21 protein-coding genes and 1 tRNA gene are annotated in these 25,009 nt (G+C 71.9%); 15 read left to right on the forward strand and 7 right to left on the reverse strand.

All coding sequences use genetic code 11. The annotated features are described in order from the left end of the window. Positions 1 to 33: 33 nt before the first annotated feature. Positions 34 to 1,422, reverse strand: coding sequence for an MFS transporter (locus KO717_RS21535; protein WP_301370375.1), 1,389 nt, complete (start codon positions 1,420 to 1,422; stop codon positions 34 to 36). 378 nt (positions 1,423 to 1,800) lie between these two features. Beyond that, positions 1,801 to 3,324 (reverse strand): potassium/proton antiporter, encoded by a 1,524-nt coding sequence (locus KO717_RS21540; RefSeq protein ID WP_301374652.1) that lies wholly within the window; start codon positions 3,322 to 3,324, stop codon positions 1,801 to 1,803. Between the two features lie 215 nt (positions 3,325 to 3,539). On the opposite strand from KO717_RS21540, the gene KO717_RS21545 reads away from it, so the two are divergent. Continuing rightward, positions 3,540 to 6,407, forward strand: a complete 2,868-nt coding sequence (locus KO717_RS21545; RefSeq protein ID WP_301370376.1) for a penicillin acylase family protein — start codon at positions 3,540 to 3,542, stop codon at positions 6,405 to 6,407. A 23-nt stretch (positions 6,408 to 6,430) separates the two neighbouring features. Here the strand turns inward: KO717_RS21545 and KO717_RS21550 are convergent, their stop codons facing one another. Beyond that, complete coding sequence (locus KO717_RS21550; RefSeq protein WP_437184546.1) at positions 6,431 to 7,045, reverse strand: 5-formyltetrahydrofolate cyclo-ligase; 615 nt, start codon at positions 7,043 to 7,045, stop codon at positions 6,431 to 6,433. Positions 7,046 to 7,140: 95 nt separating this feature from the next. Between KO717_RS21550 and galU the strand changes: the two genes are divergently transcribed. The 7 genes from galU (at position 7,141) to KO717_RS21585 (ending at position 12,539) form a co-directional block, all read left to right on the forward strand. Next, positions 7,141 to 8,043, forward strand: a complete 903-nt coding sequence (gene galU / locus KO717_RS21555) for a UTP--glucose-1-phosphate uridylyltransferase GalU (RefSeq protein WP_301370378.1) — start codon at positions 7,141 to 7,143, stop codon at positions 8,041 to 8,043. A gap of 4 nt (positions 8,044 to 8,047) precedes the next feature. Beyond that, a complete protein-coding gene (gene glp, locus KO717_RS21560) occupies positions 8,048 to 9,397 on the forward strand; it encodes a molybdotransferase-like divisome protein Glp (protein WP_301370380.1) in 1,350 nt (449 codons plus the stop codon). 73 nt (positions 9,398 to 9,470) lie between these two features. Beyond that, entirely contained in the window at positions 9,471 to 9,950 is a 480-nt protein-coding gene (moaC, locus tag KO717_RS21565) for a cyclic pyranopterin monophosphate synthase MoaC (RefSeq protein ID WP_030761826.1), read from the forward strand. A 104-nt stretch (positions 9,951 to 10,054) separates the two neighbouring features. Then, entirely contained in the window at positions 10,055 to 10,558 is a 504-nt protein-coding gene (locus KO717_RS21570) for a MogA/MoaB family molybdenum cofactor biosynthesis protein (protein ID WP_367401586.1), read from the forward strand. A 17-nt stretch (positions 10,559 to 10,575) separates the two neighbouring features. Next, positions 10,576 to 11,184, forward strand: a complete 609-nt coding sequence (locus KO717_RS21575; RefSeq protein ID WP_301370385.1) for a GNAT family N-acetyltransferase — start codon at positions 10,576 to 10,578, stop codon at positions 11,182 to 11,184. 180 nt (positions 11,185 to 11,364) lie between these two features. Then, a complete protein-coding gene (sepX, locus tag KO717_RS21580; protein ID WP_301370387.1) occupies positions 11,365 to 12,387 on the forward strand; it encodes a divisome protein SepX/GlpR in 1,023 nt (340 codons plus the stop codon). A 78-nt stretch (positions 12,388 to 12,465) separates the two neighbouring features. Next, a tRNA-Ala gene (locus tag KO717_RS21585) sits at positions 12,466 to 12,539 on the forward strand. A 172-nt stretch (positions 12,540 to 12,711) separates the two neighbouring features. Here the strand turns inward: KO717_RS21585 and KO717_RS21590 are convergent. Beyond that, positions 12,712 to 13,242, reverse strand: a complete 531-nt coding sequence (locus tag KO717_RS21590) for a hypothetical protein (protein ID WP_301370388.1) — start codon at positions 13,240 to 13,242, stop codon at positions 12,712 to 12,714. A gap of 130 nt (positions 13,243 to 13,372) precedes the next feature. On the opposite strand from KO717_RS21590, the gene KO717_RS21595 reads away from it, so the two are divergent. Further along, positions 13,373 to 14,731, forward strand: a complete 1,359-nt coding sequence (locus tag KO717_RS21595; RefSeq protein WP_301370390.1) for a CoA transferase — start codon at positions 13,373 to 13,375, stop codon at positions 14,729 to 14,731. A 109-nt stretch (positions 14,732 to 14,840) separates the two neighbouring features. Here KO717_RS21595 and KO717_RS21600 read toward each other — a convergent pair whose 3' ends face one another. Further along, positions 14,841 to 15,338 carry a GNAT family N-acetyltransferase gene (locus KO717_RS21600; protein ID WP_301370392.1) on the reverse strand — a complete coding sequence of 166 codons (498 nt, stop codon included), beginning with the start codon at positions 15,336 to 15,338 and terminating at the stop codon, positions 14,841 to 14,843. Between the two features lie 38 nt (positions 15,339 to 15,376). On the opposite strand from KO717_RS21600, the gene KO717_RS21605 reads away from it, so the two are divergent. Continuing rightward, on the forward strand, positions 15,377 to 16,180 hold the full coding sequence (locus KO717_RS21605; protein ID WP_301370394.1) for an exodeoxyribonuclease III: 804 nt from the start codon (positions 15,377 to 15,379) through the stop codon (positions 16,178 to 16,180). Here KO717_RS21605 and KO717_RS21610 read toward each other — a convergent pair. Next, entirely contained in the window at positions 16,162 to 16,857 is a 696-nt protein-coding gene (locus KO717_RS21610) for a MerR family transcriptional regulator (protein ID WP_301370396.1), read from the reverse strand. The two genes, KO717_RS21605 and KO717_RS21610, sit on opposite strands and share 19 nt — an antisense overlap. A 194-nt stretch (positions 16,858 to 17,051) precedes the next feature. Here KO717_RS21610 and KO717_RS21615 point away from each other — a divergent pair, with 194 nt between their 5' ends. The 4 genes from KO717_RS21615 to KO717_RS21630 all read left to right on the forward strand — a co-directional run bounded on the left by KO717_RS21615 (position 17,052) and on the right by KO717_RS21630 (position 20,740). Beyond that, entirely contained in the window at positions 17,052 to 18,659 is a 1,608-nt protein-coding gene (locus KO717_RS21615) for a flavin-containing monooxygenase (protein ID WP_301374654.1), read from the forward strand. After that, the gene (locus KO717_RS21620; protein WP_301370397.1) at positions 18,656 to 19,603 is read left to right on the forward strand and encodes an alpha/beta fold hydrolase; all 948 of its coding nucleotides are present in this window, start codon (positions 18,656 to 18,658) and stop codon (positions 19,601 to 19,603) included. The genes KO717_RS21615 and KO717_RS21620 overlap by 4 nt, the downstream gene beginning before the upstream one ends. Beyond that, positions 19,600 to 20,484 (forward strand): SDR family oxidoreductase, encoded by an 885-nt coding sequence (locus tag KO717_RS21625; RefSeq protein WP_301370398.1) that lies wholly within the window; start codon positions 19,600 to 19,602, stop codon positions 20,482 to 20,484. Before KO717_RS21620 ends, KO717_RS21625 begins: the two co-directional genes overlap by 4 nt. Before the next feature lie 76 nt (positions 20,485 to 20,560). Continuing rightward, positions 20,561 to 20,740, forward strand: coding sequence for a hypothetical protein (locus KO717_RS21630; RefSeq protein ID WP_301370399.1), 180 nt, complete (start codon positions 20,561 to 20,563; stop codon positions 20,738 to 20,740). A 119-nt stretch (positions 20,741 to 20,859) separates the two neighbouring features. On the opposite strand, the gene KO717_RS21635 is transcribed toward KO717_RS21630, so the two are convergent. Next, positions 20,860 to 24,141 carry a S41 family peptidase gene (locus KO717_RS21635; RefSeq protein WP_301370401.1) on the reverse strand — a complete coding sequence of 1,094 codons (3,282 nt, stop codon included), beginning with the start codon at positions 24,139 to 24,141 and terminating at the stop codon, positions 20,860 to 20,862. Between the two features lie 152 nt (positions 24,142 to 24,293). Between KO717_RS21635 and KO717_RS21640 the strand changes: the two genes are divergently transcribed. Next, the gene (locus KO717_RS21640) at positions 24,294 to 24,884 is read left to right on the forward strand and encodes a TetR/AcrR family transcriptional regulator (protein ID WP_190620349.1); all 591 of its coding nucleotides are present in this window, start codon (positions 24,294 to 24,296) and stop codon (positions 24,882 to 24,884) included. Positions 24,885 to 25,009: the final 125 nt, after the last annotated feature.

Here is a 25,009-nt window from a genome sequence, read left to right on the forward strand (position 1 = left end):
TAACGACGCTCCATGGTGACGTATTCCGGCGGATCAGTCCACCGTCACCGGCACGCGGTGACCCATCCCACGCTCGTTCACCCGGTTACGGGAGGCCGGCGAGGGGGTGATGCGGGTGGCCGCCTGGGTCTTCGACTGCGTCTTCGCCGGGGCTGCGGCCGCAGGCGCGGCCTCCTGCGCGGACGCGTTCACGATCCGGCTCGGGGCCTTCGGGGCGAGCTTCGCGCGCAGCGCCAGCAGGGTGGTCAGCGCGAGCGCGGTGGCACCCATGGGCACCAGGAAGCCGAACGAGGATCCGTGCGCGTCCGTCAGACGGCCGGCCAGGATGACGGCGATGGCCTGACCGAAGGCGATCGAGCCGGTCAGCCAGGTGAAGGCCTCGGTCCGCGCGTTCGCGGGGACCAGCTGCTCGACCATCGTGTAGCCGGTGATCAGCGCCGGGGCGATGCACAGGCCGACGACCAGGCCGATCGCGCCCAGCAGGATCATCGAGTTCGCGGCCCACAGGACGGACGCGGCGGCGGTGAGGCCGATGTAGCCCAGGATCAGCCGGCGGCGCGGGCCGATCTTCCAGGCGATGGCACCCATGGCGATACCGGCGATCATGTTGCCCGCGGCGAAGACTCCGTAGAGCAGGCCGTTGGCGCCGGGGTTGCCGATCTCGTTGGAGAAGGCGGCGAGCGAGACCTGCATGCCGCCGAAGACGGCGCCGATCCCCAAGAAGGCGAAGATCAGGACGCGCAGGCCCGGGAAGGACAGTGCGAAGGCGCGCTTCTCACCGGTGAGCGACGGGGCGTGCGTCGTGGGCTGGCTGGCCCGCTGGGCAGCGAAGAGCAGGCCGCCGAGCAGGGTCAGCGTGGCCTCGGTGACCAGGCCGGCCGCCGGGTGGACGCCGGTGCACAGCGCGGTCGCGAGGACCGGCCCGACGACGAAGGTGAACTCGTCGGTGACGGACTCGAAGGCGGCGGCCGTCGGCAGCAGCGGCGAGCCCTCCAGCTTGGCGGCCCAGCGTGCCCGGACCATCGGTCCGACCTGCGGCACCGAGGCACCGGTGGGTACGGCGGCCAGCGCCAGCGCCCAGACCGGGGCGTCCAGCAGCGCGAGCGCGGCCAGGCCGGTGACGGCGGCGGAGTGTGCGAGGACCACGGGCAGCAGGACGGCCGTCTGGCCGAAGCGGTCGGTGAAGATGCCCATCAGCGGGGCGGACAGTGCCATGGAGATACCGGTGACGGCCGCGACGATGCCGGCGCTGCCGTAGGAACCGGTGGTGTGCTGGACCAGCAGCAGGATGCTGATCGTCAGCATGCCGAAGGGGAGTCGTGCTGCGAAGCCGGGGAGTACGAAGCCGAGGGCGCCGGGAGTGCGCAGGAGCTGCCCGTAGCCGGGGCGGGCGGACGTGTCGGTCGTGACCGCGGATGTCACGGCCTTGCCTTTCCGCTGCCTGGTAGAGCGTCCCCGTCTGCGGACGGTGCTTCGCCTTGTGAGCGACCGCACCCGTACATGTGGGAGCCCCGAGAGCTGTCCTCTTGCGCAGAACCGAGTGATACCTGGGCGCCCACGTCGGGGTGGTGCCACGGCCGCTTTGCGGTCGCGCCAGCTCTGCGTCAGGCAGAGTTGGTTCGATCTGGTGTGCCTTCATCGTACAGGGAAAGCCACTACCACGCCCTGTGAATTCGGCGACAAGGGGTGTCTTCACCTGGGATTAACGGCTGCTTCGCATGTAAAGAGCCCGGAAAAGCAGGCAAAATCGGGCATACCTCGGCCAAATCGGCGGAATTAGAACGACGCTCTAACGGTGCGCTAGCGCGAAACGGGTCCGCCCGTGCCCAGCCACCCCGCGAGCTTGCCGCCCCGGGCCACCGCCCGCAGCCGTGCCTCCGCCGCGTCCCGCACCGGATCCGTGGCCACCACCAGCAGCTCGTCCCCGCGCCGCAGCACGGTCGACGGCGCCGGTACGAAACTCTTCGCGTCCCGGACCACCAGCGTGACCGAGGCCCCCGGCGGCAGCCGCAGCTCGCTCACCTCCACGCCGTGCATCCGCGAGGCCGGCGGGATCGAGAAGGAGAGCAGGTGCCCGCGCAGCTTCTCCAGCGGCGCCGACTCGATCCCGAGGTCGAACGCGCCCTCGTCCCCGCTTCCCAGGTTCAGCTTGCGCGCGAGCCAGGGCAGGGTCGGGCCCTGCACCAGGGTGTAGACGACGACCAGCACGAAGACGATGTTGAAGACCCGGTCGCTGCCCTCGATCCCGGACACCATCGGGATGGTCGCCAGGATGATGGGCACGGCCCCGCGCAGGCCCGCCCACGACATCAGCACCTGCTCCTGCCAGGAGATCCGGAAGGGCAGCAGGCTGATGAAGACCTCCAGCGGCCGCGCCACCATCGTCAGCACCAGCCCGATGACCACGGCGGGCCAGAAGTCGCGGACCAGCTCGTGTGGGGTGACCAGCAGGCCCAGCAGCACGAACATGCCGATCTGGGCGATCCAGCCGAGCCCGTCGGCGAAGCCCCGGGTGGCAGGCCAGTGCGGAAGCTTCGCGTTCCCGAGCACCATCGCCGCCAGGTACACCGCGAGGAAGCCGGAGCCGTGCGCGATGGCGCCGGCCGCGTACGCCACGATGGCGATGGCCATCACGGCGATCGGGTAGAGGCCGGAGGCGGGCAGCGCGACGTGCCGCAGCCCGTACGCGCCCAGGAAGCCCACGGTCAGGCCGATCGCGGCGCCGATCGCCAGCTCCAGGGCGATCTTCCCGATCAGGACGTACCACTCGTCCACCGGGCCGACGGTCGAGAAGGCCACCACCAGGATGACGACGGGTGCGTCGTTGAAACCGGACTCGGCCTCCAGCACGCCGGTGATCCGGGCCGGCAGCGGCACCTTGCGCAGCACCGAGAAGACGGCCGCCGCGTCGGTCGAGGAGACGACCGCGCCGATCAGCAGGGCCTGGCGCCATTCCAGCCCGACCAGGTAATGCGCTCCCGCCGCCGTCACGCCCACGCTGATTGCGACGCCCACCAGTGACAGCATGACCGCGGCCGGCAGGGCCGGCTTGATCTCTTTCCACTTGGTGCCCAGACCACCCTCGGCGAGGATCACGACGAGCGCGGCATAACCGATGACCTGGGTCAGCTCGGCATTGTCGAATACGACGTTGCCGATGCCGTCCTGTCCTATCGCGATGCCTATGCCGAGGTAGATGAGCAGGCTGGGGAGGCCGCTGCGTGAAGAGATGCGTACCGCCGCCACGGCGACGAGCAGCACGAGCGAGCAGACCAGCAGAAGCTCATTGAGCGTGTGGACAGTCAGCGGGCGGCCCTCCTCAATGCGCCCGGCGGATCGATCCTCCCGGCGACAAGTTCGGCAAGTAGTTCGTTACCTTACCTAATCTTTGACGCGCCCTTTACGCGATAACCACATTGTGAAACGCCTGTTCCCCCCTGTCCTCAGCACCTCGACCCCTGGCGGATCAACGAAGGCGGTCGTGCGCCTATGGTTGCTCCCAGTACTCCCAGGACCACCCTGCCCCTCTAAGGACAGCGATGCCCGCCAACGAAACCGCTCCTCCCGTCAAGAAGAAGGGACGACGCGCCCGTCTGATCGTGCTCGTCCTGGTCCTGGCGCTCTTCGCGGGCCTCGGCTACGGGGCGTACTGGAGCGTGGACAGCGTGCGCGCCTCCTTCCCCCAGACGACCGGCTCCCTCAAGGTGCCGGGCCTGACCGGGACCGTCGACGTCAAGCGCGACGCCCACGGCATTCCGCAGCTCTACGCGGACAACGACGACGACCTCTTCCGCGCGCAGGGCTTCGTGCACGCGCAGGACCGGTTCTGGGAGATGGACGTACGACGTCACATGACGTCCGGCCGGCTCTCCGAGATGTTCGGTTCCGGACAGGTCGAGACCGACGCCTTCCTGCGCACGCTGGGCTGGCGCCAGGTCGCGCAGGAGGAGTTCGACAAGAAGCTCTCGCCCGAGACCAAGAAGTATCTCCAGGCCTACGCCGACGGGGTCAACGCGTACCTGAAGGGGAAGTCCGGCAAGGACCTCTCCGTCGAGCACGCCGCGCTCGAGCTCAGCGACGACTACAAGCCCGAGCAGTGGTCGCCGGTGGACTCGGTGGCCTGGCTCAAGGCGATGGCGTGGGACCTGCGCGGCAACATGCAGGACGAGATCGACCGCGCGCTGATGGCGACCAAGCTCTCGCAGGCGCAGATCGACGAGCTCTACCCGCCGTACCCCTTCGACCGGAACAAGCCGATCGTCGAGGGCGGCAAGGTCGACGGCGGGAAGTACAGCCCGCAGGGCGTCGCCGCCGGCAACGGCTCGGGCACCGGTACCGGTACCGGTACCGGCTCGGGCAGCGGCAACGCCGCCGGAACCCAGACCTCGGCCGTCACGGGCCCGGTCGACGGCCCGGCCAACGGCCTGGCCGGCAACACCGCCGCCCAGGGCGCGACCGTGGGCCTGCGCACCCAGCTGACCTCCCTCGCCGACACCCTGGACAAGATCCCCGCGATCCTCGGCCCCAACGGCAGCGGCATCGGCTCGAACTCCTGGGTCGTCTCCGGCAAGTACACGACCACCGGCAAGCCGCTGCTCGCGAACGACCCGCACCTGTCCCCGCAGCTGCCCTCGGTCTGGTACCAGATGGGCCTGCACTGCCGCGCGGTCTCGCCCCAGTGCCAGTACGACGTGGCCGGCTACACCTTCTCGGGCATGCCCGGCGTGGTCATCGGCCACAACACCGACATCGCCTGGGGCATGACCAACCTCGGTGCCGACGTCACCGACCTCTACCTGGAGCAGGTCAAGCCCGAGGGCTACGTGTACGACGGCAGGGTGCTCCCCTTCGCCACCCGTGAAGAGGTCATCAAGGTCGCGGGCGGCGACAGCAAGAAGATCACCGTCCGCACGACCAACAACGGCCCGCTCGTCTCCGACCGCAGCGAGGAGCTCGGCACCGTCGGCACCCGCGCCCCCGTCGCCAGCTCCGCCCCCGACCGCGGGGACGGCTACGCCGTCGCCCTGCGCTGGACGGCGCTGGACCCGGGCAAGTCCATGGACGCGGTCTTCAAGCTCGACAAGGCCAAGACCTTCGACGACTTCCGCAAGGCGGCCGCCGACTTCGAGGTCCCGTCCCAGAACCTGATCTACGCCGACAACAAGGGCGCCAACGGCAACATCGGCTACCAGGCCCCGGGCCGCATCCCGGTGCGCGGCCAGCACGACGGCCGGATGCCCGCCCCGGGCTGGGACTCCAAGTACGCCTGGAAGGGCGGCAGGGACAGCAACGTCGGCTACATACAGCAGAACGAGATGCCCTGGGACCTCAACCCGTCCCGCGGCTACATCGTCACCGCCAACCAGGCCGTCGTGGAGAGCGGGACGGGCGCGGGCAAGTACCCGTACGTGCTGACCACCGACTGGGGCTACGGCGCCCGCAGCCAGCGGATCAACGACCTCATCGAGGCGAAGATCAAGGACGGCGGCCGGATCTCGACCGACGACATGCGCACCATGCAGATGGACAACAGCAGCGAGATCGCCGCGCTGCTGACCCCGATGCTGGCGAAGATAGAGGTCTCGGACCCGGGCGTGCGCGCCGCGCAGAAGCTGCTGGACGGCTGGAACTACACGCAGGAGCCCGACTCGGCGGCCGCGGCCTACTTCAACGCGGTCTGGCGCAACATCCTCAAGCTCTCCTTCGGCGACAAGATGCCCAAGGAGCTGCGGATCGAGGGCAGCTGCATGAACGTCCTCGGCAACGGCACCGGCCCGGCCGACGACCTCGCCAAGACGGTCCGCGAATGCGGCACCCGCGGCTCCGACTCGGCGCAGCCCGACGGCGGCGACCGCTGGTTCGAGGTGGTCCGCCGCCTGGTCAAGGACGAGAAGTCGCCGTGGTGGACCTCGCCGCAGACCGTGACCCAGCCGGCGGCCACCACCCGCGACGAGCTCTTCGCCCGGGCCATGAGGGACGCCCGCTGGGAGCTGACCGCCAAGCTCGGCAAGGACCAGTCCACCTGGAGCTGGGGCCGGCTGCACCAGCTGACGCTGAAGAACCAGACGATCGGCACCGAGGGCCCCGGCTTCATGCAGTGGCTCCTCAACCGCGGCCCGTGGAACGTGGGCGGCGGCGAGGCCACGGTCAACGCCACCGGCTGGAACGCCTCCAGCGGGTACGGGGTCACGTGGGTGCCCTCGATGCGGATGGTCGTGAACCTCAACGACCTCGACAAGTCGCGCTGGATCAACCTGACGGGTGCCTCGGGGCACGCGTACAACGCGCACTACACGGACCAGACGACGATGTGGGCCAAGGGCGAGCTGCTGGAGTGGCCCTTCGGCAAGGACGCCGTCGAGAAGGCCACGGTCGACACCCTGACCCTCAAGCCCGAGGGTTCGTAAGGGTCAGGGCGCGGACCAGGTCGTCATGCACTGAAGCGGCGCACCCCTGACGGGGTGGCCACCGCCTGCACGGGGTGGTCGTGCGGTTCCTCCGGGACCCGCGCGACCACCTCGTCGTCGTAGAGGAGCACGACGAGTGCGGGATGCGCCCCGGCGCGCTCCACGCGCTCCAGCACCCGGTCGTACGAGCCCCCGCCGCGACCGAGGCGCATGCCGCGGCCGTCCACGGCGAGCCCGGGCAGCAGCACGGCGTCGGCCCCGGTGATCGCGTCCGGTCCGAGTGCGGGGCCGGTCGGCTCCAGCAGCCGCATCTTGCCCGGGTGGGCGGCCTCGGCGAGTGTGTCCGGGCCTTCGTACGCCGCCCAGTCGAGGTCGTCGTCGGGCAGCAGCAGGGGGAGCAGCACCCGCTTGCCGGCCGCGCGCAGGGCGTCGAGGAGTTCCCGGGTACCGGGTTCGGTGCCGACGGAGACGTAGGCCGCCACCGTGCGGGCACCGGCCAGTTCGGGCAGTTCGAAGGAGCTGACGGCGAGTGCGGCGGCCGCCGTACGGCGGTTTTCGGGGGACAAGGCGCGGCGTGCGGCGAGCAGTTCCCGGCGCAGTTCGGCCTTGGCGGAGGCGGTGGGCTGGTTCTCTGCCACGAGGAAATCAAATATCCTTCCGAATCGGGGCATACCTGTATCTACCTGATGCGGTCCCGTCCGGCGTTCGACGGAAGCCCACTATCGTTCGGGGCATGACTATGTTGCACCCCGTGATCAAGAAGGCCGTGATTCCGGCCGCTGGCCTCGGCACCCGCTTCCTTCCGGCGACCAAGGCGACCCCGAAGGAAATGCTCCCGGTTGTGGACAAGCCGGCCATCCAGTACGTGGTCGAGGAGGCCGTCGGGGCCGGGCTCGATGACGTTCTCATGATCACTGGGCGTAACAAGCGTGCCCTGGAAGACCACTTCGACCGGAACTACGAGCTGGAGTCGGCCCTCATCGCCAAGGGCGACGACGACCGCCTGAAGAAGGTCCAGGAGTCCAGCGACCTGGCCACCATGCACTACGTCCGCCAGGGTGACCCGCGGGGCCTGGGCCACGCGGTGCTGTGCGCCGAGCCGCACGTCGGCCGCGAGCCCTTCGCCGTCCTGCTCGGTGACGACCTCATCGACCCGCGCGACCCGCTGCTGCGCCAGATGGCGGACATCTACGCCCGTACCGGCGGCACCGTCATCGCGCTCATGGAGGTCGACCCGGCCAACGTCCACCTCTACGGCTGCGCCGCCGTCGAGGCCACGGACGAGGAGGACGTCGTCCGCATCACCGGCCTCGTCGAGAAGCCGGACCCCCAGGACGCCCCCAGCAACTACGCGGTCATCGGACGCTACGTCCTCAACCCCGCGATCTTCGACATACTGCGGGAGACCGAGCCGGGCCGCGGTGGGGAGATCCAGCTCACCGACGCCCTGCAGAAGCTGGCCGCCGACGAGACCGTCGGCGGTCCGGTGCACGGCGTGATCTTCCGGGGCCGTCGTTACGACACCGGGGACCGCGGCGACTACCTGCGGGCCATCGTCCGCCTCGCGTGCGAGCGTGAGGACCTGGGCCCCGAGTTCCGCACCTGGCTTCACCGTTACGTCACGGAGGAGATGTAGCACCTTGAGCAGTTCCGCACCGCAGGACACCGGCCACCGTCTGTGGTCCGTGGACGAGCACCTCGCGGACGTCCTCTCGGCCGTCCGGCCGCTGGAGCCCATCGAGCTCCAACTGCTGGACGCCCAGGGCTGTGTCCTGGTCGAGGACGTGACCGTGCCCGTCGCCCTCCCGCCCTTCGACAACAGCTCCATGGACGGCTACGCCGTCCGAACGGCCGACGTCCAGGGTGCGAGCGAGGAGTTCCCCGCGGTGCTCACCGTCGTCGGGGACGTCGCGGCGGGCAGCGGTGAGCTGCCCACCGTGGGCCCCGGCGAGGCTGCCCGGATCATGACCGGCGCCCCGCTGCCGCCCGGCGCGGAAGCCGTCGTACCGGTCGAGTGGACCGACGGCGGCACGGGCGGCGGCGCGGCCGCCGGGATGACCCCGGCCAGCGCCGCCCCCGAACACGCGGGCGGCGAGGTACGGGTGCACCGCGCCGCCGAGGCACGGGCGCACGTCCGCGCCCGCGGCAGCGACGTACAGGCCGGTGACCTGGCCCTCGCGGCCGGCACCGTCCTCGGGCCGCCGCAGATCGCCCTGCTGGCCGCCATCGGGCGCGGCACCGTACGGGTGCGGCCGCGCCCCCGCGTGGTGGTCCTGTCCACCGGCAGCGAGCTCGTCCAGCCCGGCGAGGCGCTCACGGCGGGCACCATCTACGACTCCAACAGCTTCGCGCTGGCCGCGGCCGCGCGGGACGCCGGAGCCATCGCCTACCGGGTCGGCGCCGTCGCCGACGACGCCGACACCCTGCGCTCCACCATCGAGGACCAGCTGATCCGGGCCGACCTGCTGGTCACCACGGGCGGGGTCAGCGTCGGCGCGTACGACGTCGTCAAGGAGGCGCTGTCCTCGGTCGGGCAGTCCGACGAGGGCGCGGGGGAGGACGTCGACGGCGGCCGGATGGACTTCCGCAAGCTCGCCATGCAGCCCGGCAAGCCGCAGGGCTTCGGCACGATCGGACCGGACCACACCCCGCTGCTGGCGCTGCCCGGCAACCCGGTGTCCTCGTACGTCTCCTTCGAGCTGTTCGTGCGCCCCGCGATCCGCACCCTCATGGGGCTGCCGGAGTCCGAGGTCGGGCGGCCGAGCGTGCGAGCGGTGCTGAGCGCCGACAAGGCACTCGGCTCCCCGGCCGGCCGCCGCCAGTTCCTGCGCGGCAAGTACGACGCCGAGAGCGGCACCGTCAGCCCGGTCGGCGGATCGGGCTCCCACCTGATCGCCGCGCTGGCGCACGCCGACTCCCTCATGGTCGTACCGGAGGACGTCACCTCGGTGGAGCCGGGGACCGAGCTGGAAGTGATCCTGCTCGGCTGAAGTCGGGCCGGTGCGGGTAGCGTGTGTCGCACCACACAGGCTCCCCGGGAGCCCAGAGCGGAGCGGCGCAGCAATGAGTACCGAAAGCAGGCTCACCCACATCGACGAGGCCGGCGCGGCCCGGATGGTCGACGTGTCCGGGAAGGACGTCACCACCCGGACGGCACGGGCCAGCGGACGCGTACTGGTCGCCCCGCGGGTGATCGAGCTGCTGCGCGGCGAGGGCGTCCCCAAGGGCGACGCCCTCGCGACCGCGCGCATCGCCGGGATCATGGGGGCGAAGAAGACCCCCGACCTGATCCCGCTGTGCCACCCGCTGGCCGTCTCGGGCGTGAAGGTGGACCTGCGGGTCACCGACGACGCCGTGGAGATCCTCGCCACCGTGAAGACGACCGACCGCACGGGCGTCGAGATGGAGGCGCTGACCGCGGTCGCGGTCGCCGGCCTCACCGTGATCGACATGGTGAAGGCGGTCGACAAGGGCGCGGTCATCACGGACGTCCGGGTGGAGGAGAAGACCGGCGGCAAGTCCGGCGACTGGGCGCGCTCGTGAACGCCCCGCGCGGCGGCGAGGTCCACAGCCACACCCACACGCACGCCCATGGCACCGGCCACGGCCATGGTGTCGCCGCCGAGACGGCGGGCTCCCCGCAGTCGCTGGGCCGGGCCCTGGTCGTCACGGCCTCGAACCGGGCCTCGCAGGGCGTGTACGCGGACAAGGGCGGCCCGCTGCTGGCCGAGGCGCTGCAGGAGCTCGGCTTCACCGTGGACGGCCCGCAGGTCGTCCCGGACGGCGATCCCGTCGAGCAGGCGCTGCGCGAGGGCGTGGCCGCCGGGTACGACGTCATCCTGACCACCGGCGGCACCGGGATCTCGCCGACCGACCGCACCCCGGACGCCACCGCGCGGGTGCTGGACTACGAGATCCCCGGCATCCCGCAGGCCATCCGCGCCGAAGGCCTGGCGAAGGTGCCGACCGCGGCCCTGTCGCGGGGCCTGGCGGGCGTGGCCGGGCGCACCCTCATCGTCAACCTCCCCGGCTCGACGGGCGGGGTGCGCGACGGCCTCGCCGTCCTGGCCCGCGTCCTGCCGCACGCGGTGGACCAGATGCGGGGCGGCGACCACCCCAGACCGGCGGCACCCTCCGGGAGCACGAGCTGAACGGCCCGACCTGGCCGGTGGTCCTGTCGGACGGCGATGTCACGCTCCGGCCGATAAAGCTGCGGGACCAGAAGGCCTGGCGCGAGGTCAACCGGCGCAACCGCGACTGGCTCCGGCCGTGGGAGGCCACGATTCCGCCGCCCGCGCCGTGGGGGCCGGTGGTCCAGCGGCCCACGTACCGCCAGATGGTCCGCCATCTGCGGGCGGAGGCGAACGCGGGCCGGATGCTGCCCTTCGTCATCGAGTACCAGGGCCGGCTGGTGGGCCAGCTGACGGTCGCCGGGATCACCTGGGGCTCGATGTGCGCGGGCCACATCGGCTACTGGGTGGACCGCGAGGTGGCGGGCCGCGGTGTGATGCCGACGGCGGTCGCGCTGGCGGTGGACCACTGCTTCGGGAAGGTCGGCCTGCACCGGATCGAGGTGTGCATCCGCCCCGAGAACGTTCCGAGCCGGCGGGTCGTGGAGAAGCTGGGCCTGCGCGAGGAGGGGCTGCGGCCGCGCTATCTGCACATCGACGGCGCCTGGCGCGACCACCTCGTCTACGCGGTGACGGTCGAGGAGGTCCCGGAGGGGCTGCTGCGCCGCTGGCACCGTGCGCGGCACTCGCAGTCCCCGCCGAAATAGCGGGGATCGCCCGGACCACCGATAAACGAATATCTGTTCGAATTAATGGCCTCGGGTAACCGATTCGCCCATAACCTGATCCGAAGAATCACAAAAAAAGTCCGTGATATCAGCGAGATCGCGCGACACACCGGCCCAATTGGCCGATCCCCTCGGCCGCGCCCCTCTACGGTGTGAGGTGTGAGCAGCAGCGGCCTCATCTACGCAGTCATTGTCGGGGCCTGGGCCGCCTACTTGGTGCCCATGTGGCTCCGGAGGCAGGACGAGCTGAACGAAGCCCGTCCGACGGAACGCTTCTCCACTGCCATTCGGCTGCTTTCCGGCCGGGCGGGAATGGAGCGCCGTTACGCCAAGGGGCTGCGTGAGCGTGGTGACGAGCAGGCGGAGCCCCACGCGGACCCGGACGCCGCGACGGAAACAGTTGATTCCGTCGACGCCGACGCCCGGGCCTTTGCCGTGCCCCCGACCAGGGCGGAGCCGAGACCGGCCACCGTCGAACGGGAGCAGCGGGCGGAGCGGGCCCGGCGCGAACAGCGGCTCCAGGTCCTCGCGCGCCGCCGGCGCACCACCGCGCTCCTCTTCCTGGTCTTCACCCTTGGTGCCGTCGTCGCCGCGGTGGGCGGCCTGCACTACCTGTGGGCCCCTGCCGTTCCCGCCCTGCTGCTGAGCACGTACATCGTGCACCTGCGGGTCCAGGAGCGACGGCGCTACGAGTTCACCATGGACCGGCGGCGCGCCGAGGCGGCCGCGCGGCAGCTGCGGGAGAACCGCCCGAGCCGCCGTGAGCCCGAGGCCGCGGCGGGCACCGAACCGGACCCTGCGCCACCGGTTTCCCCGCAGGAGGCCGGACGGCGCGCACTGGTCGAACAGACCGACCACGCCGAGTGGGTGGACCAGCAGCGCGAGCGCGAACGCGGCCCCGCCCGCGGTGACAGCTGGGAGCCGGTCCCGGTCCCGCTGCCGACGTACGTGACCGCCCCGGTGGCCCCCCGCGCCACGGGCCCGGCGGCCCCGGACGCCTGGAGCGCGACCCGCTCCAGCACGGCCGAGCCGACGGAACCCCGGCTGCGCGCCCAGCCCGGACCTCCCAAGGCGGAGCCGAAGCCCCAGACCACCCCGCGCCCGCGCGGCCAGGGCAAGGGCCGCACCCCGCTGTTCGACCAGTACGAGGGCGAAGACCGCCCGCGCGCCGCGAACGAGTGATCGGTGACCTGCGCGGACGCTCCGGGATATCGGTTTTGGAGCACCCGCGCGGGGATGCTAATGTTTCACACGTCGCAAGGGCCTGTGGCGCAGTCTGGTAGCGCACCTCGTTCGCATCGAGGGGGTCTGGGGTTCAAATCCCCACAGGTCCACAGACGACAGTTCGCGAGTAGCTCTCGTGAACGTCACGAGATCCCGTCCGGTCGGAAGACCGGGCGGGATCTCGGCGTTTGCGGGGTTCCCGGGGATCCCGGACCGTCCCGGAGCCGCCGCCGGCGTCGAGCGGGCGGCCCCGCGCACCGCCCGCGGTCCGCCGGTCGCCGGTCACCGGCCGTGCTCCAGGACGAGCCGGCGGAGCTCGGCGGCCGAGTCGGTCGCGAGCCGGTAGATGCCCTGGACGCTGACGGAGCGGACCAGTTCGCCGTCCACGACGTGCTTGAGGGTGCGTTCACCGCGGCGGGAGGTGTACGTGAGACGTTCCAGCAGATCGGCCGGGACGGCTCTGTCGAATCCGAGCGCGGAACCGGGCGGTCCGAGCAGCACCTCGGTGACGCAGCCCGCCTTCAGCGTCCGCCAGTCCAGCAGCTTCGCGTAGTCGTCGTCGTGGAGCTCTGCCCCGGCGTCCGCGTAGGGGATGATCCGCGACACCTCCATGGCTCCCAGTACGTGGAGCCGCTTGCGGAAGGCCCGGACGGGGAAGACGGTGTCGCCGGGCCGGACCCCCGCCCGTACGAAGCTCGGCAGCGACTGGTGCGGGCCGCCGAACAGCATCGTGAGGCGCTGCCCGGTACGGCCCGTACGTTCGAGCTCTCGGCACAGGGCGTCGGTCCACAAGGTCGTATAGGAGTTCGGCACGGCAGAACCGTAGGGGCGCCCACTGACAACAGGTCAGTGGGCCCCGGACTGAAGCCGCCGGCCGGCCGGTGGGACAGGCGGGCTGTGACGCGCTCGGGGCCGGGCGGGCAGGGTGGGTGATCATGGGTTCATGACACGCGGCGAGGAACGGGACAGCGGAACGGCCCAGGCCTGGGAGGCGCTCGGAGGGGCGCCCGAGCTCGTCGGGCGGGTGCGCCACCGCGGAGTCGGCGACCTGGGGGAAGGGCCGCTCCCGGTGGCCGAGTTGGCGCGCGCGACCGTCGGGGTGTGCGGGCTGGCCGCGGCCGAGCTGGCGGCGGTGCGGGCCGGGGGCGGGGCGGACGACGCGGCTCCGCCGGTGGTGGACGAGGGCGCGGTGGCGACGGCGTTCGTCAGCGAGCGGCACCTGCGGGTGGAGGGGCGTACACCGGTGACCTTCGCGCCGTTGTCCGGCTTCTGGCGGACGTCGGACGGCTGGGTGCGCACGCACGCCAACTATCCCCACCACGAAGCCGCGCTGGTACGGGCGTTGCGGCTGCCCTCGGCGACACCGGAGGCGCTGCGCGCCGCGGTCGCGGGGCGCACCGCCGCCCGGGTGCAGGAGCTCGTGTACGGGGCGGGCGGACTCGCCGTCGCCGTGGCACGGGACTACGGGGAGCCGCAGCCGCTGGTGGAGCCCGTACGCGTGACAGGGGCGCGGGGACGGATCCTCGGCGAAGCCCCGGCCGGCCGGCCCGCCACCGGGGTGCGGGTACTGGACCTGACCCGGGTCATCGCCGGGCCCGTCGCCACGCGCACGCTCGGGCTGCTGGGGGCGGACGTGCTGCGGATCGACCCGCCGCGGCTGCCGGAGGCGGACGACGCGTACGCGGACACCGGCTTCGGGAAGCGGTCGGCGCTGCTGGACCTGGCGGAGGCGGGGGACCGGGCCGTCTTCGAGGGACTGCTCGCCGGGGCCGACGTGGTGGTGACGGGCTACCGGCCCGGCGCGCTGGAGCCGTACGGGCTCGGGGCGCGGCAGCTGCTGGAACGGTGGCCGGGGCTGGTGGTGGCCGAGCTGTGCGCGTGGGGGTGGCGGGCGGCGGAGCCGTGGGCGGGGCGGCGGGGGTTCGACTCGCTGGTGCAGGCGGGGTACGGGATCGCCGCCGCGTGTGCCGGGCCCGACGGGAGGCCCGGAGTGCTGCCGGCGCAGGCGCTGGACCACGGGACGGGGTACCTGGTGGCGGCCGGGGTGCTGCGGGCGCTGGCGGAGGGGGGCGGGCGGGGGCTGCGGTTCTCCCTCGCGGGGACGGGGTCGTGGCTCGTGCGGGGGCTCTCCCGAGGGGGTGCGGGGCTGGGTGCGGGGGCTTCGGGGTATGCGGCGGAGCCGTGGCTGCGGGTGACTCCGTCGGGGTACGGGGTGCTGCGGCACGCCGCCAGTCCCTTCGGGGAGTGGGGGGCGGGGCCGTCCCGGTGGGGGACGGACCGGGCCGTCTGGCTCCCGCGGTAGGGGGCGGCGGGGCGGGGCGGGTGCGGCGCCGTTGCGGGGGCGCTGCCCCGGGCCCCCGCGCCTCGAACGCCGGCGGGGCTGAAAGAGCGGGGCTGGAAGAGCGAGCGGGTCAGGCTTCGGTCAAGGGCTTTGTCATGCAGCGGCTGGAGTCGTGGAAGCGGTAGTGGCCGAACTTCGCGGACAGGGTGTAGCCCGAGGAGAGGTACAGGGCTATCGCCTCCGGCTGCTGGTCGCCCGTTTCGAGGACCATGCGGTGGCGGCCCGCCGCGCGGGCGTCCTCCTCCAGGACCGCCAGGATGCGACGGGCCAGGCCCAGGCCGCGGGCCTCCGGGACGACGTACATGCGCTTGAGCTCCGCGTCGCCGTCCGCGTAGCCCTGGTCGTTCTCGTCCTGGGTGCGCCAGCCGCCGCTCGCCACCGGGGTGCCCGTGGCGTCGTACGCCAGCAGGTACAGGCCGTGCGGCGGGGCGAACATCGCCGGGTCCAGGAAGGTGGCGTCGCCCTCACCGTCGTACCGCTCCTGGTACTCCAGCTGGACCTGGTCGTTGAGTTTGACCGCGTCCGGGTGGTCGTACGGCACGGTGCGGAGGTCTATCCGGTGAGACATTCGAATATCGTACGGAACCCTCCCGCTATGGTGCTGGGATGCTCACAGTGACCTCCGTGAATGTGAATGGGATCCGCGCCGCCGCCAAGAAGGGCTTCGGGGCGTGGCTCGAGGGATCCGACGCCGATGTGGTCTGCCTGCAGGAGGTACGGGCCGAGGAGGGCCAGATCCCGGCCGATGTCCGGACCCCCGCGGGCTGGCACACGGTCTTCGCGCCGGCCGCCGCCAAGGGGCGGGCCGGGGTCGCGCTCTACACGCGGCGGGCGCCCGAGCGCGTGCAGGTCGGGTTCGGCAGTGAGGAATTCGACACCGCCGGGCGGTACCTGGAGATCGACCTTCCGGGTGTGACCGTGGCCAGCCTCTACCTGCCCTCGGGCGAGGCCGGGACGGAGAAGCAGGACGAGAAGTACCGGTTCATGGGGGAGTTCCTGACGTACCTGGCGGCGCTCAAGGAGCGGGCCGCCGCCGACGGCCGCGAGGTCGTGGTGTGCGGTGACTGGAACATCTGCCACCAGGAGGCCGACCTCAAGAACTGGAAGACGAACCGCAAGAACGCGGGCTTCCTCCCCGAGGAGCGGGAGTGGCTCGGCAAGGTGTACGCGGAGGCGGGCTACGTCGACGTGGTGCGGGAACTGCACCCGGACACCGAGGGGCCGTACTCCTGGTGGTCCTACCGCGGGCGGGCCTTCGACAACGACGCAGGCTGGCGGATCGACCTCCAGGTGGCCACCCCCGGGCTGGCGGCGAAGGCCGTGAAGGCCTTCGTGGAGCGGGCCGAGACGCACCCCGAGCGCTGGTCCGACCACGCGCCCGTGACCGTGGTCTACGAGCTGGGTGTCTGACCGGAGTCCGTGCCGGAGGCCAGCAGGCGGTCCATCGCCATCGTCAGCTCGGCCTCGACCACGCTCTTCGCCAGCGGGCGCAGCCGGGTGAGCGCGTCCGGTGACATGTGGGCCGATATCAGCTCGGTGAAGAGCAGGGCCATCGCGTCCGCGTGCTCGCGGACGCGGCGGCCGGTCTCCAGGACGGCCGCCAGCGGGACGCCCTCGCGGACCAGGGCCGAGGAGACGTCCAGCAGGCGGCGGCTGACGTGCACGATCGCGTCGCCGTCGACGGCGACGTAGCCGAGGTCCAGGGAGGCCGCCAGGTTCTCCGGGGTGACCTCGCCCTCGAAGTAGTCGGCCAGCGCCTCCGGGGTGAGCCGGACCGGGGTCTCCTCGGACCAGCCGATGCCGAGCAGCTCGCCGAGCTGGTTCACGTCGCGGCCGTTCTCGAAGGCGGCGGTCAGCTCGGCGATGCCGCCCAGGGTGTGGCCGCGTTCCAGCAGGGCGGCGATGGTGCGCAGCCGGGCCAGGTGATGGTCGTCGTACCAGGCGATCCGCCCGTCGCGGCGGGGCGGTGGGAGCAGTTTGCGCTCGCGGTAGAAGCGCAGGGTGCGGACCGGGATGCCGGCCGCTTCGGCCAGTTCCTCCGTGCGGTACTCGCGCACCGTCTTCGCTCGCGTCTCTTCCTTCGCCACAGACGCACCTTATGGCGTACCGGCAGTAACTTTCCGGGTCGGACCCCTACCCATGGGTACGGGGCTGCTCTACCCTCCCGATTGTGCCAGTGATTGCTGGCAGTGTTTCGATGGTGCGGTGCGGTGCGGCGTTGCGGTGCGTGGCTGGGACTGCGGATGAGCGGAAGGCGGCGGGCATGGGTGGCACGAGTGGCATGGGCGGACGCGAACACGTACGGGTGGCGGTGATCGGGTCCGGATTCGGCGGACTCGGCGCGGCCGTACGGCTGCGGCGCGAAGGGATCACGGACTTCGTCGTACTGGAACGGGCCGACTCGGTCGGCGGCACCTGGCGCGACAACAGCTATCCCGGGTGTGCGTGCGACGTGCCCTCCCACCTCTATTCGTTCTCGTTCGCCCCCAATCCCGACTGGCCGCGGACCTTCTCCGGGCAGCCGGCCATCCGCGCCTACCTGGAGCACGTCGCCGACACCTTCGGACTGCGCCCGCACATCCGGCTCGACTCCGAGGTGCGGATGATGCGCTGGGACGCGGACGAGCTGCGCTGGGAGATCGAGACCTCCGCCGGGGAGCTGACGGCCGACGTCGTCGTCTCCGCGACCGGGCCGCTGTCCGACCCGAAGATGCCGGAGATCCCCGGGCTCGCCGAGTTCCCCGGCAAGGTCTTCCACTCCGCGCGCTGGGACCACGACTACGACCTGCGCGGCAAGCGCGTCGCCATGGTCGGTACCGGCGCCTCCGCCATCCAGATCGTGCCGGCCATCGCCCCCGAGGTGGAGCGCCTCACCCTCTTCCAGCGGACCCCGCCGTGGGTCCTGCCGCGCACCGACCGGGCCATCAGCGCGGCGGAGCGCTGGCTCCACCGCCAACTGCCCTTCACGCAGGCGGCCCGGCGCGGGCTGTTGTGGGGGATCCGGGAGCTCCAGGTCAACGCGTTCTGCAAGCGGCCGAACCAGCTCGGGATCATCGAGTCGCTGGCCAAGGCCAACATGACCCGCTCGATCAAGGACCCGGCGCTGCGCGCCAAGCTGACGCCCTCGTACCGGATCGGCTGCAAGCGGATCCTGCTCTCCAGCGAGTACTACCCGGCCCTGGCCCGGCCCGACGTGGACCTGGTCGCCTCCGGGCTCAAGGAGATCCGCGGCTCGGTGCTGGTCGCCGCGGACGGGACCGAGACCGAGGTCGACGCGATCATCTTCGGCACCGGCTTCCACGTCACGGACATGCCGATCGCGGACCGGGTGGTGGGAGCGGAGGGCCAGACCCTCGCGGACGCCTGGAAGGACGGGATGCAGGCGCTGCGCGGGGCCACCGCCGCCGGCTTCCCCAACTGGATGACGATCATCGGGCCGAACACCGGACTCGGGAACAGCTCGATGATCCTGATGATCGAGTCGCAGCTGAACTACATGGCCGACTACCTGCGTCAGCTCGGCATGTTGGGCGGGAAGGTCGCCCTCGGCGCCCGGCCGTCCGCCGTGAACCGGTGGAACCGGCAGGTGCAGGCCCGGATGGAGCGGACGGTGTGGAACACCGGCGGCTGCACCAGCTGGTACCTGGACGCGCAGGGGCGTAACACGACGGTGTGGCCGGGCACGACGGGGGAGTTCCGCCGGGAGACGCGGAGCGTCGATCTGGCGGAGTACGAGGTCCTCCGGGTGGGCGAGCGCGAGCGGGTCCCGGTCGCCGTCGCGGTTGCCGCCGTAGGGGCCGGTGCGGCGCCGCTGCCGGGGGCTCTGCCCCCGGACCCCCGCGCCTCAAACGCCGGCGGGGCTGAATCCGAGGCGGAGGAAGTCGCGTGAGCCGGTTGATGCATGTGGTCTCCGGGCCCTACGCCCCGCCCGTCGCACGGCGGGAGCTCGTCGCCGTTTCCGCCGACGGGGCCCGGCTGCACGTCGAGGTCCACGGGGACGAGGACGCGCCGGCCGTGGTGCTGGCCCACGGGTGGACCTGTTCCACCGCCTTCTGGGCCGCGCAGATCAGGGCCCTGGCCGCCACCCACCGGGTCGTCGCCTACGACCAGCGCGGGCACGGGCGCAGCCCCGCCGCCGGGGCGGCGGGGCACAGCACCACCGCGCTCGCCGACGACCTGGTGGCCGTCCTGGAGGCCACCCTCGCCCCCGGGGAGCGGGCGGTCGTCGCCGGGCATTCCATGGGCGGAATGACGATCATGGCGGCCGCGGGCCGGCCGGAGTTCGCCGAGCGGGCCGCCGCCGCGCTGCTGTGCAGCACCGGCAGCTCCCGGCTGGTCTCCGAGGCGCTGGTCCTGCCGGTGCGCGCCGGGCGCATCCGGACCCGCGTCACCGGCGCGGTCCTCGGATCCCGCGCCCCCCTCGGGCCGGTCACGCCGGTCGCCCGGAAGGTCCTCAAGTACGCCACCATGGGCCCCGGGTCCGCGCCCGACAAGGTCGAGGCGTGCGCCCGTATCGTCCACGCCTGCCCCACCGGGGTGCGCCACGCCTGGTCCCGGGTGCTGGCCGGCCTGGACCTCGACGCCGACGTGGCCCGCCTCACGGTGCCCACCGCCGTCATCGGCGGCACCGCCGACCGGCTCACCCCGATCGTGCACGCCCGCGGTCTCGCCGCCGCGCTGCCGAACTGCGTGGGCCTGACCGAGCTCACCGGCATGGGGCACATGACCCCGGTCGAGGCCCCCGAGGCCGTCACCGGCGTCCTGCGCGAGCTCACCGGGCTGTACCTGGGTACCACCGAACTCGACACCACCGTGAAGGAGAAGACGCCGTGAGCGCTCGCAGGAGTCTGGAAGGCCAGGTCGCCGTCGTCACCGGCGCCGCCCGGGGGGTCGGCGAGCTGCTCGCGCGCAAGCTGTCGGCCCGCGGCGCGAAGATCGCGCTCGTCGGCCTGGAGCCGGAGGCCCTCAAGGAGGTCTCCGAGCGGCTGCACACCGACAGCGACCACTGGTACGCCGACGTCACCGACCACGAGGCCATGGCCCGGGTGGCCGGGGAGGTCAAGCAGCGTTTCGGCAAGGTGGACATCGTCGTCGCCAACGCGGGCGTGGCGGCCGGCGGGCCGTTCGCCGACTCGGACCCGGACGCCTGGCGCCGGGTGATCGAGGTCAACCTGATCGGCGGGGCCGTCACCGCCCGCGCCTTCCTGCCCGTACTGACGGAGAGCCGCGGTTACTTCCTCCAGATCGCCTCGCTCGCCGCGATCACCCCGGCGCCGATGATGACCGCCTACTGCGCCTCCAAGTCCGGGGTCGAGGCCTTCGCGCACTGCCTGCGCGCGGAGGTCGGGTACAAGGGGGTCAAGGTCGGCGTCGGCTACCTCTCCTGGACCGACACGGACATGGTGCGCGGCGCCGACCAGGACGAGGTCATGCGGGAGTTGAGGCAACGGCTGCCGTGGCCGTCGAACCGTACGTACCCGCTGGGGCCGGCCGTCGACCGGATCGTCGCGGGCATCGAGCGGCGCTCGCCGCACGTGTACGCGCAGTGGTGGCTGCGCGGCATGCAGGGGATGCGCGGCTACCTGCCGGGGATGATCGCGACGGTCGGGCAGCGCGAGATGAAGCGCTTCGAGCCGCGTCTGGGCGGTGTGTCCAAGGGGCTCGTCGGGGCCGGCGGGGCGGCGGACGAGAAGGAGCGCACACAGAGTCACTGATCGAAATGCGACCTTTGTCCGCCCATGCAAGTCTGGTCGAGGCCCAACCACCAACACCCCTCATGGAGTGAACAGCATGGGTATCAAGGACCAGTTCCAGGACAAGGCGCAGGAGCTCAAGGAGAAGGCCCAGAAGGGGCAGAAGCAGCCGGGCAAGGGCTCGCAGGACCCGAAGTCCCAGCGGACCCCGCAGCCGAAGGACTCGCCGCAGCGGTCGTTCGACGACATCCGGGACGAGCTCGACGACCGGACCTAGGCTTCTGGCCCGACCGTAACGGGCCCGCACGCAGCGCCGAGGGGCGCGATCCCCGCTGTTCCGGGGATCGCGCCCCTCCCGCATGCCGCGCCTGCCCGGTGCTCGGACGCCGTGCCCGCTCACTCCCTCGGCGGCAGCTTCGGACGGCGCCGGTCCGGTACGTCCGTGTAGCCGGGGGGCACCGCGGCCGGGTCCTGTTCCAGCAGTTCCAGCGCCAGGTGCACGGCGTCGTCCAGCTGGGCGTGGCGCCCCTCCGCCCAGTCGAGGGGGGTGCGCTGGATCTCCAGGTCCGGCTCCACGCCGTGGTTCTCCACCGACCAGCCGTACTCCGGGAACCAGGCGGCATTCATCGGCACCGTGATCACCGTGCCGTCCCCGAGGGTGTGGCGGCCGGTCATGCCGACCACCCCGCCCCAGGTGCGCAGGCCCACCACCGGGCCCAGGCCCAGCAGTTTGAAGGCCGCGGTGATCATGTCCCCGTCGGAGGAGGTCGCCTCGTCGGCCAGCGCCACGATCGGACCGCGGGGCGCGTTGGAGGCGTAACTGACCGGCTGCGCGTTGCGCGTCAGGTCCCAGCCGAGGATGGAACGGGTCAGCTTCTCCACCACCAGCTCGCTGATGTGGCCGCCCGCGTTGCCGCGTACGTCCACGATCAGCGCGGGCCGGGACATCTCCATCCGCAGGTCGCGGTTGAACTGCGCCCAGCCCGAGCCGCCCATGTCGGGGATGTGGAGGTAGCCGCACCGGCCGCCGCTGATCTCCCGGACCGCCTCGCGCCGCTTGGACACCCAGTCCTGGTAGCGCAGTGGCCGTTCGTCGATCAGCGGCACGATGGCGACCCGGCGGGCCCGGCCCTCGCCCGCCGCGGGCTGGAAGGTCAGCTCCACCGTGGTGCCGCCCGCCGCCGCCAGCAGCGGATAGGGCCCGGCGACCGGGTCCACCGGACGGCCGTCCACGTGGGTGAGCACCGCGCCCTCCCGGATGCCGGTGCCGGCCAGCGGGGAGCGGGCCTTGGAGTCCGAGGACTCGCCGGGCAGGATCCGGCTGACCACCCATTCCCCGTCCCGGGGGAAGAGGTTGGCGCCGAGCAGGCCGATCGCCCGCTGGTAGTGCGGGGGGCCTTCGTTGCGGCGTGCGGGGGAGACGTAGGCGTGCGAGGTGCCGAGTTCGCCGAGGACCTCGCGCAGCAGGTCGGCGAACTCGTCGGGCGAGGCGACCCGTTCGACCAGGGAGCGGTACTGGGCGAGGATCCCGTCCCAGTCGATGCCGCACATCTTCGGCTCCCAGAAGTACGCGCGGATGATCCGCCCGGCCTCCTCGTAGGCCTGGCGCCATTCGGCAGCCGGGTCCACCTCGTGCAGGATGCGCCGCAGGTCCAGGTAGACGGTCGAGTCGCTGTCGCCCGACTCGGTCGCCGGGACCGCCCGCAGGTCGCCGTCGTCGTTGATCACGAGCCGGGTGCCGTCGCCGCTGACCGCGAACCAGTCCAGCCCCGAGGCCAGTTCGGTCTTGCGGGCCTTGGTGAGGTCGAAGTGCTCCAGCGTCGGCTTGCCGCTGATGTCGGCCGGGTTCGCGAAGGTCTCGCCGAGCGCGCCCGAGATGGGCCAGCGCAGCCACACCAGCCCGCCGCCGTGCACCGGATAGAGGGCCGAGTACTTGGACGCGGTCACCGGGAACGGGGTGACGCGGCTCTCCAGCCCCTCCACCTCCACGGTCACGGCGCCGTCGGCCTCGCCCGAGTCGCCCTCCGCCACGTCGAGACCGCCGGCCGCGGGCCGGCCCTCGGCGGAGAGTGCGAAGGGGGAGGGGGTCGCGGAGTTCAGCGGCACCAGATAGGGGCGGCAGCCCAGCGGGAAGGACAGGTCGCCGGTGTGCACGTCGTAGACCGGGTCGAAACCGCGCCAGGACAGGAAGGCCAGGTAACGCCCGTCCCGGGTGAAGACCGGATTCTCGTCCTCGAAGCGGCCGTTGGTGACGTCGACGACGGTACGGGCGCCGGGGCCCGAGATCCGGGCCATCTTGATCTGCCGCAGCGAACGCCCGATGCCCGGGTGCGACCAGGTCAGCCAGGCCCCGTCGGGGGAGAAGGCGAGGTCGGTGACGGGGCCGTTGATCGACCGGATCAGCTCGGTGACCTCGCCGTTGGACTCCTCGGTGGCGTCGATGAGCAGCAGCCGGCCGTCGTTGGAGGCGATGGCGAGCCGCTCGCCGTCCGGGTCCGAGAGCAGCTCGGTGACCCGCCCCAGCTCGCCCGAGGCCAGCCGGCGCGGCTCCCGTTCCCCGGAGGCCCGCGGCAGGTAGGCGATCTCGATCGCGTCCTCGCCCTCGGCGTCGGTGACGTAGGCGACCTGCCCGCCGCTGCCGAGCATCTCCGGCAGCCGTACGCGTACGCCCGGGGTGTCGGCGATGGTGCGGGCCGGGCCGTCGCGGTGGGTCAGCCAGTAGAGGCTGCCGCGCACCACGACCGCGCTGGCGCGCCCGGTGGCGTCCACGGAGAGCGAGTCGACGTGGCTGGCGGCCGGCACCTGGTACGTACGGCGGCCCGCACGCGGGCCGCCGAGGCGGACGTCGAGCTTGCGCGGGACGGCGTCCCGGTCCAGGGACTCGACGAGCCAGAGGTCGCCGGCGCACTGGTAGACGACGCGGGAGCCGTCGCTGGAGGCGTGCCGGGCGTAGAACTCCTCGTGGTCGGTGTGGCGGCGCAGATCGGTGCCGTCGGGCAGGCAGGAGTACAGGTTGCCGATGCCCTCGTGGTCGGAGAGGAAGGCGATCCGGCCGCCCACGAACATCGGGGAGTCGAGGTGGCCCTCGACGTCCTCCAGCAGCCGTTGTCCGTGCAGCCACAGCCGGCCGGTGGCCCCGCCGCGGTAGCGCTTCCAGGCGGCGGGCTCGTGCGGCGGCTTGCCGGTGAGGAGCAGGGAGTGCCGCTCGCCCTCCTCCGTGGCGTGCACCTGGATGTCGGAGACGGGTCCCCAGGGCAGGCGCCCGCCGGGGCTGCCGTCGGTCGGCAGGGTGTAGGCCCAGGCGAAGTAGGAGAAGGGCTGGCTGTGCGAGGACACGGCCAGGATGTCGCTGCGGCCGTCCTCGTCGGGCGGGGTCCAGCCGCAGACGCGGGTGTCGAGGGCGCCCCAGTAGCTCAGCTGGCGGGCGGGGCCGCCGTCGACGGGGGCGAGGTGGATCTCGGGGTCGAGGCTGCGCCAGGTGGTGAAGGCGATGTGCTTGCCGTCGGGGGAGAAGCGCGGGTGGCCGACGCGGGTCCGGTCGACGGTGATGCGCCAGGCCCGTCCGGGTGTCTGGCCGTCGGGGACCAGCGGGGCGACCCACAGGTCGTCCTCGGTGGCGAAGCAGAGAAGGTCGTCGTGCAGGTGCGGGAACCGGAGGTACGCGACGTCGTGACTCACCCCCCAATGCTTTCCGCGTAGGGGGGCCCTGGCAACTCGTACAGGTGATCCATGCCACTCCCCCAAGCGAAACGGAACGGTTTCGTTTCGCTTGGGGTGGGGGTATCGTCTTAAGCGTACGGAACAGTTTCGCTTCGACGGGAGGCACGGACATGACCGAGGCGATGGCGGCCCGGCGTAGCCGGATCACCCCCGAGCGGCAGGCCGAACTGCACGAGGCGGTCCTCGACCTCCTGCGTGACGTCGGCTACGAGGCGCTGACCATGGACGCGGTCGCCGCCCGTACGAAGTCCAGCAAGGCCACCCTCTACCGCCAGTGGGGGAGCAAGCCGGAGCTGGTCGCCAAGGCCCTGCGCTGCACGCAGCCGGTCTCGCTGCGCGAGATCGACACGGGCAGCCTGCGCGGGGACTTCGCGCTCATGGTCGAGCACTCCGACGACGCGCAGATGGCCAAGGACACCGCGCTGATGCGGGGTCTGGCCCATGCCGTCCACGAGAGCCCGGAGCTGCACAAGGCCCTGCGCGACCTGCTGGTCGACCCGGAGATCAACGGTCTCCAGGCGATGCTGCGGCGCGCGGTGGACCGGGGCGAGATCCGCCCGGACTGTCCGGCGCTCGACTTCGTACCGCACATGCTCATCGGGGCGTTCATCGCGCTCCCGCTGATCGAGGACCGCCCGGTGGACCGGGCCTTCCTCGGTGACTTCATCGATGCCGTGGTCTTCCCCGCCCTCGGCGTCTGATCCTCGATCCTCCCCGTCCCCGCACGGCCTCTTCGCTGTTCCTGACACGCCGCTCTCGTCGTCGGGCCGGCTCCTCATGCCCTGATCCGAACCGGATCCATCCCACGACCAGAACGGGAGAACCA

Origin of the sequence: Streptomyces xanthophaeus (assembly GCF_030440515.1) — a bacterium.
Taxonomy (GTDB): Bacteria; Actinomycetota; Actinomycetes; order Streptomycetales; family Streptomycetaceae; genus Streptomyces; species Streptomyces kutzneri.

Excerpts from the sequence above, each read along its gene's own strand:
- KO717_RS21545 (WP_301370376.1), top strand. The coding sequence starts at position 3,540 with ATGCCCGCCAACGAAACCGCTCCTCCCGTCAAGAAGAAGGGACGACGC.
- KO717_RS21640 (WP_190620349.1), top strand. The coding sequence starts at position 24,294 with ATGACCGAGGCGATGGCGGCCCGGCGTAGCCGGATCACCCCCGAGCGG.
- galU (WP_301370378.1), top strand. The coding sequence starts at position 7,141 with ATGACTATGTTGCACCCCGTGATCAAGAAGGCCGTGATTCCGGCCGCT.
- KO717_RS21600 (WP_301370392.1), bottom strand. The coding sequence starts at position 15,338 with ATGTCTCACCGGATAGACCTCCGCACCGTGCCGTACGACCACCCGGAC.
- KO717_RS21595 (WP_301370390.1), top strand. The coding sequence starts at position 13,373 with ATGACACGCGGCGAGGAACGGGACAGCGGAACGGCCCAGGCCTGGGAG.
- KO717_RS21615 (WP_301374654.1), top strand. The coding sequence starts at position 17,052 with ATGGGCGGACGCGAACACGTACGGGTGGCGGTGATCGGGTCCGGATTC.
- KO717_RS21630 (WP_301370399.1), top strand. The coding sequence starts at position 20,561 with ATGGGTATCAAGGACCAGTTCCAGGACAAGGCGCAGGAGCTCAAGGAG.
- moaC (WP_030761826.1), top strand. The coding sequence starts at position 9,471 with ATGAGTACCGAAAGCAGGCTCACCCACATCGACGAGGCCGGCGCGGCC.
- KO717_RS21605 (WP_301370394.1), top strand. The coding sequence starts at position 15,377 with ATGCTCACAGTGACCTCCGTGAATGTGAATGGGATCCGCGCCGCCGCC.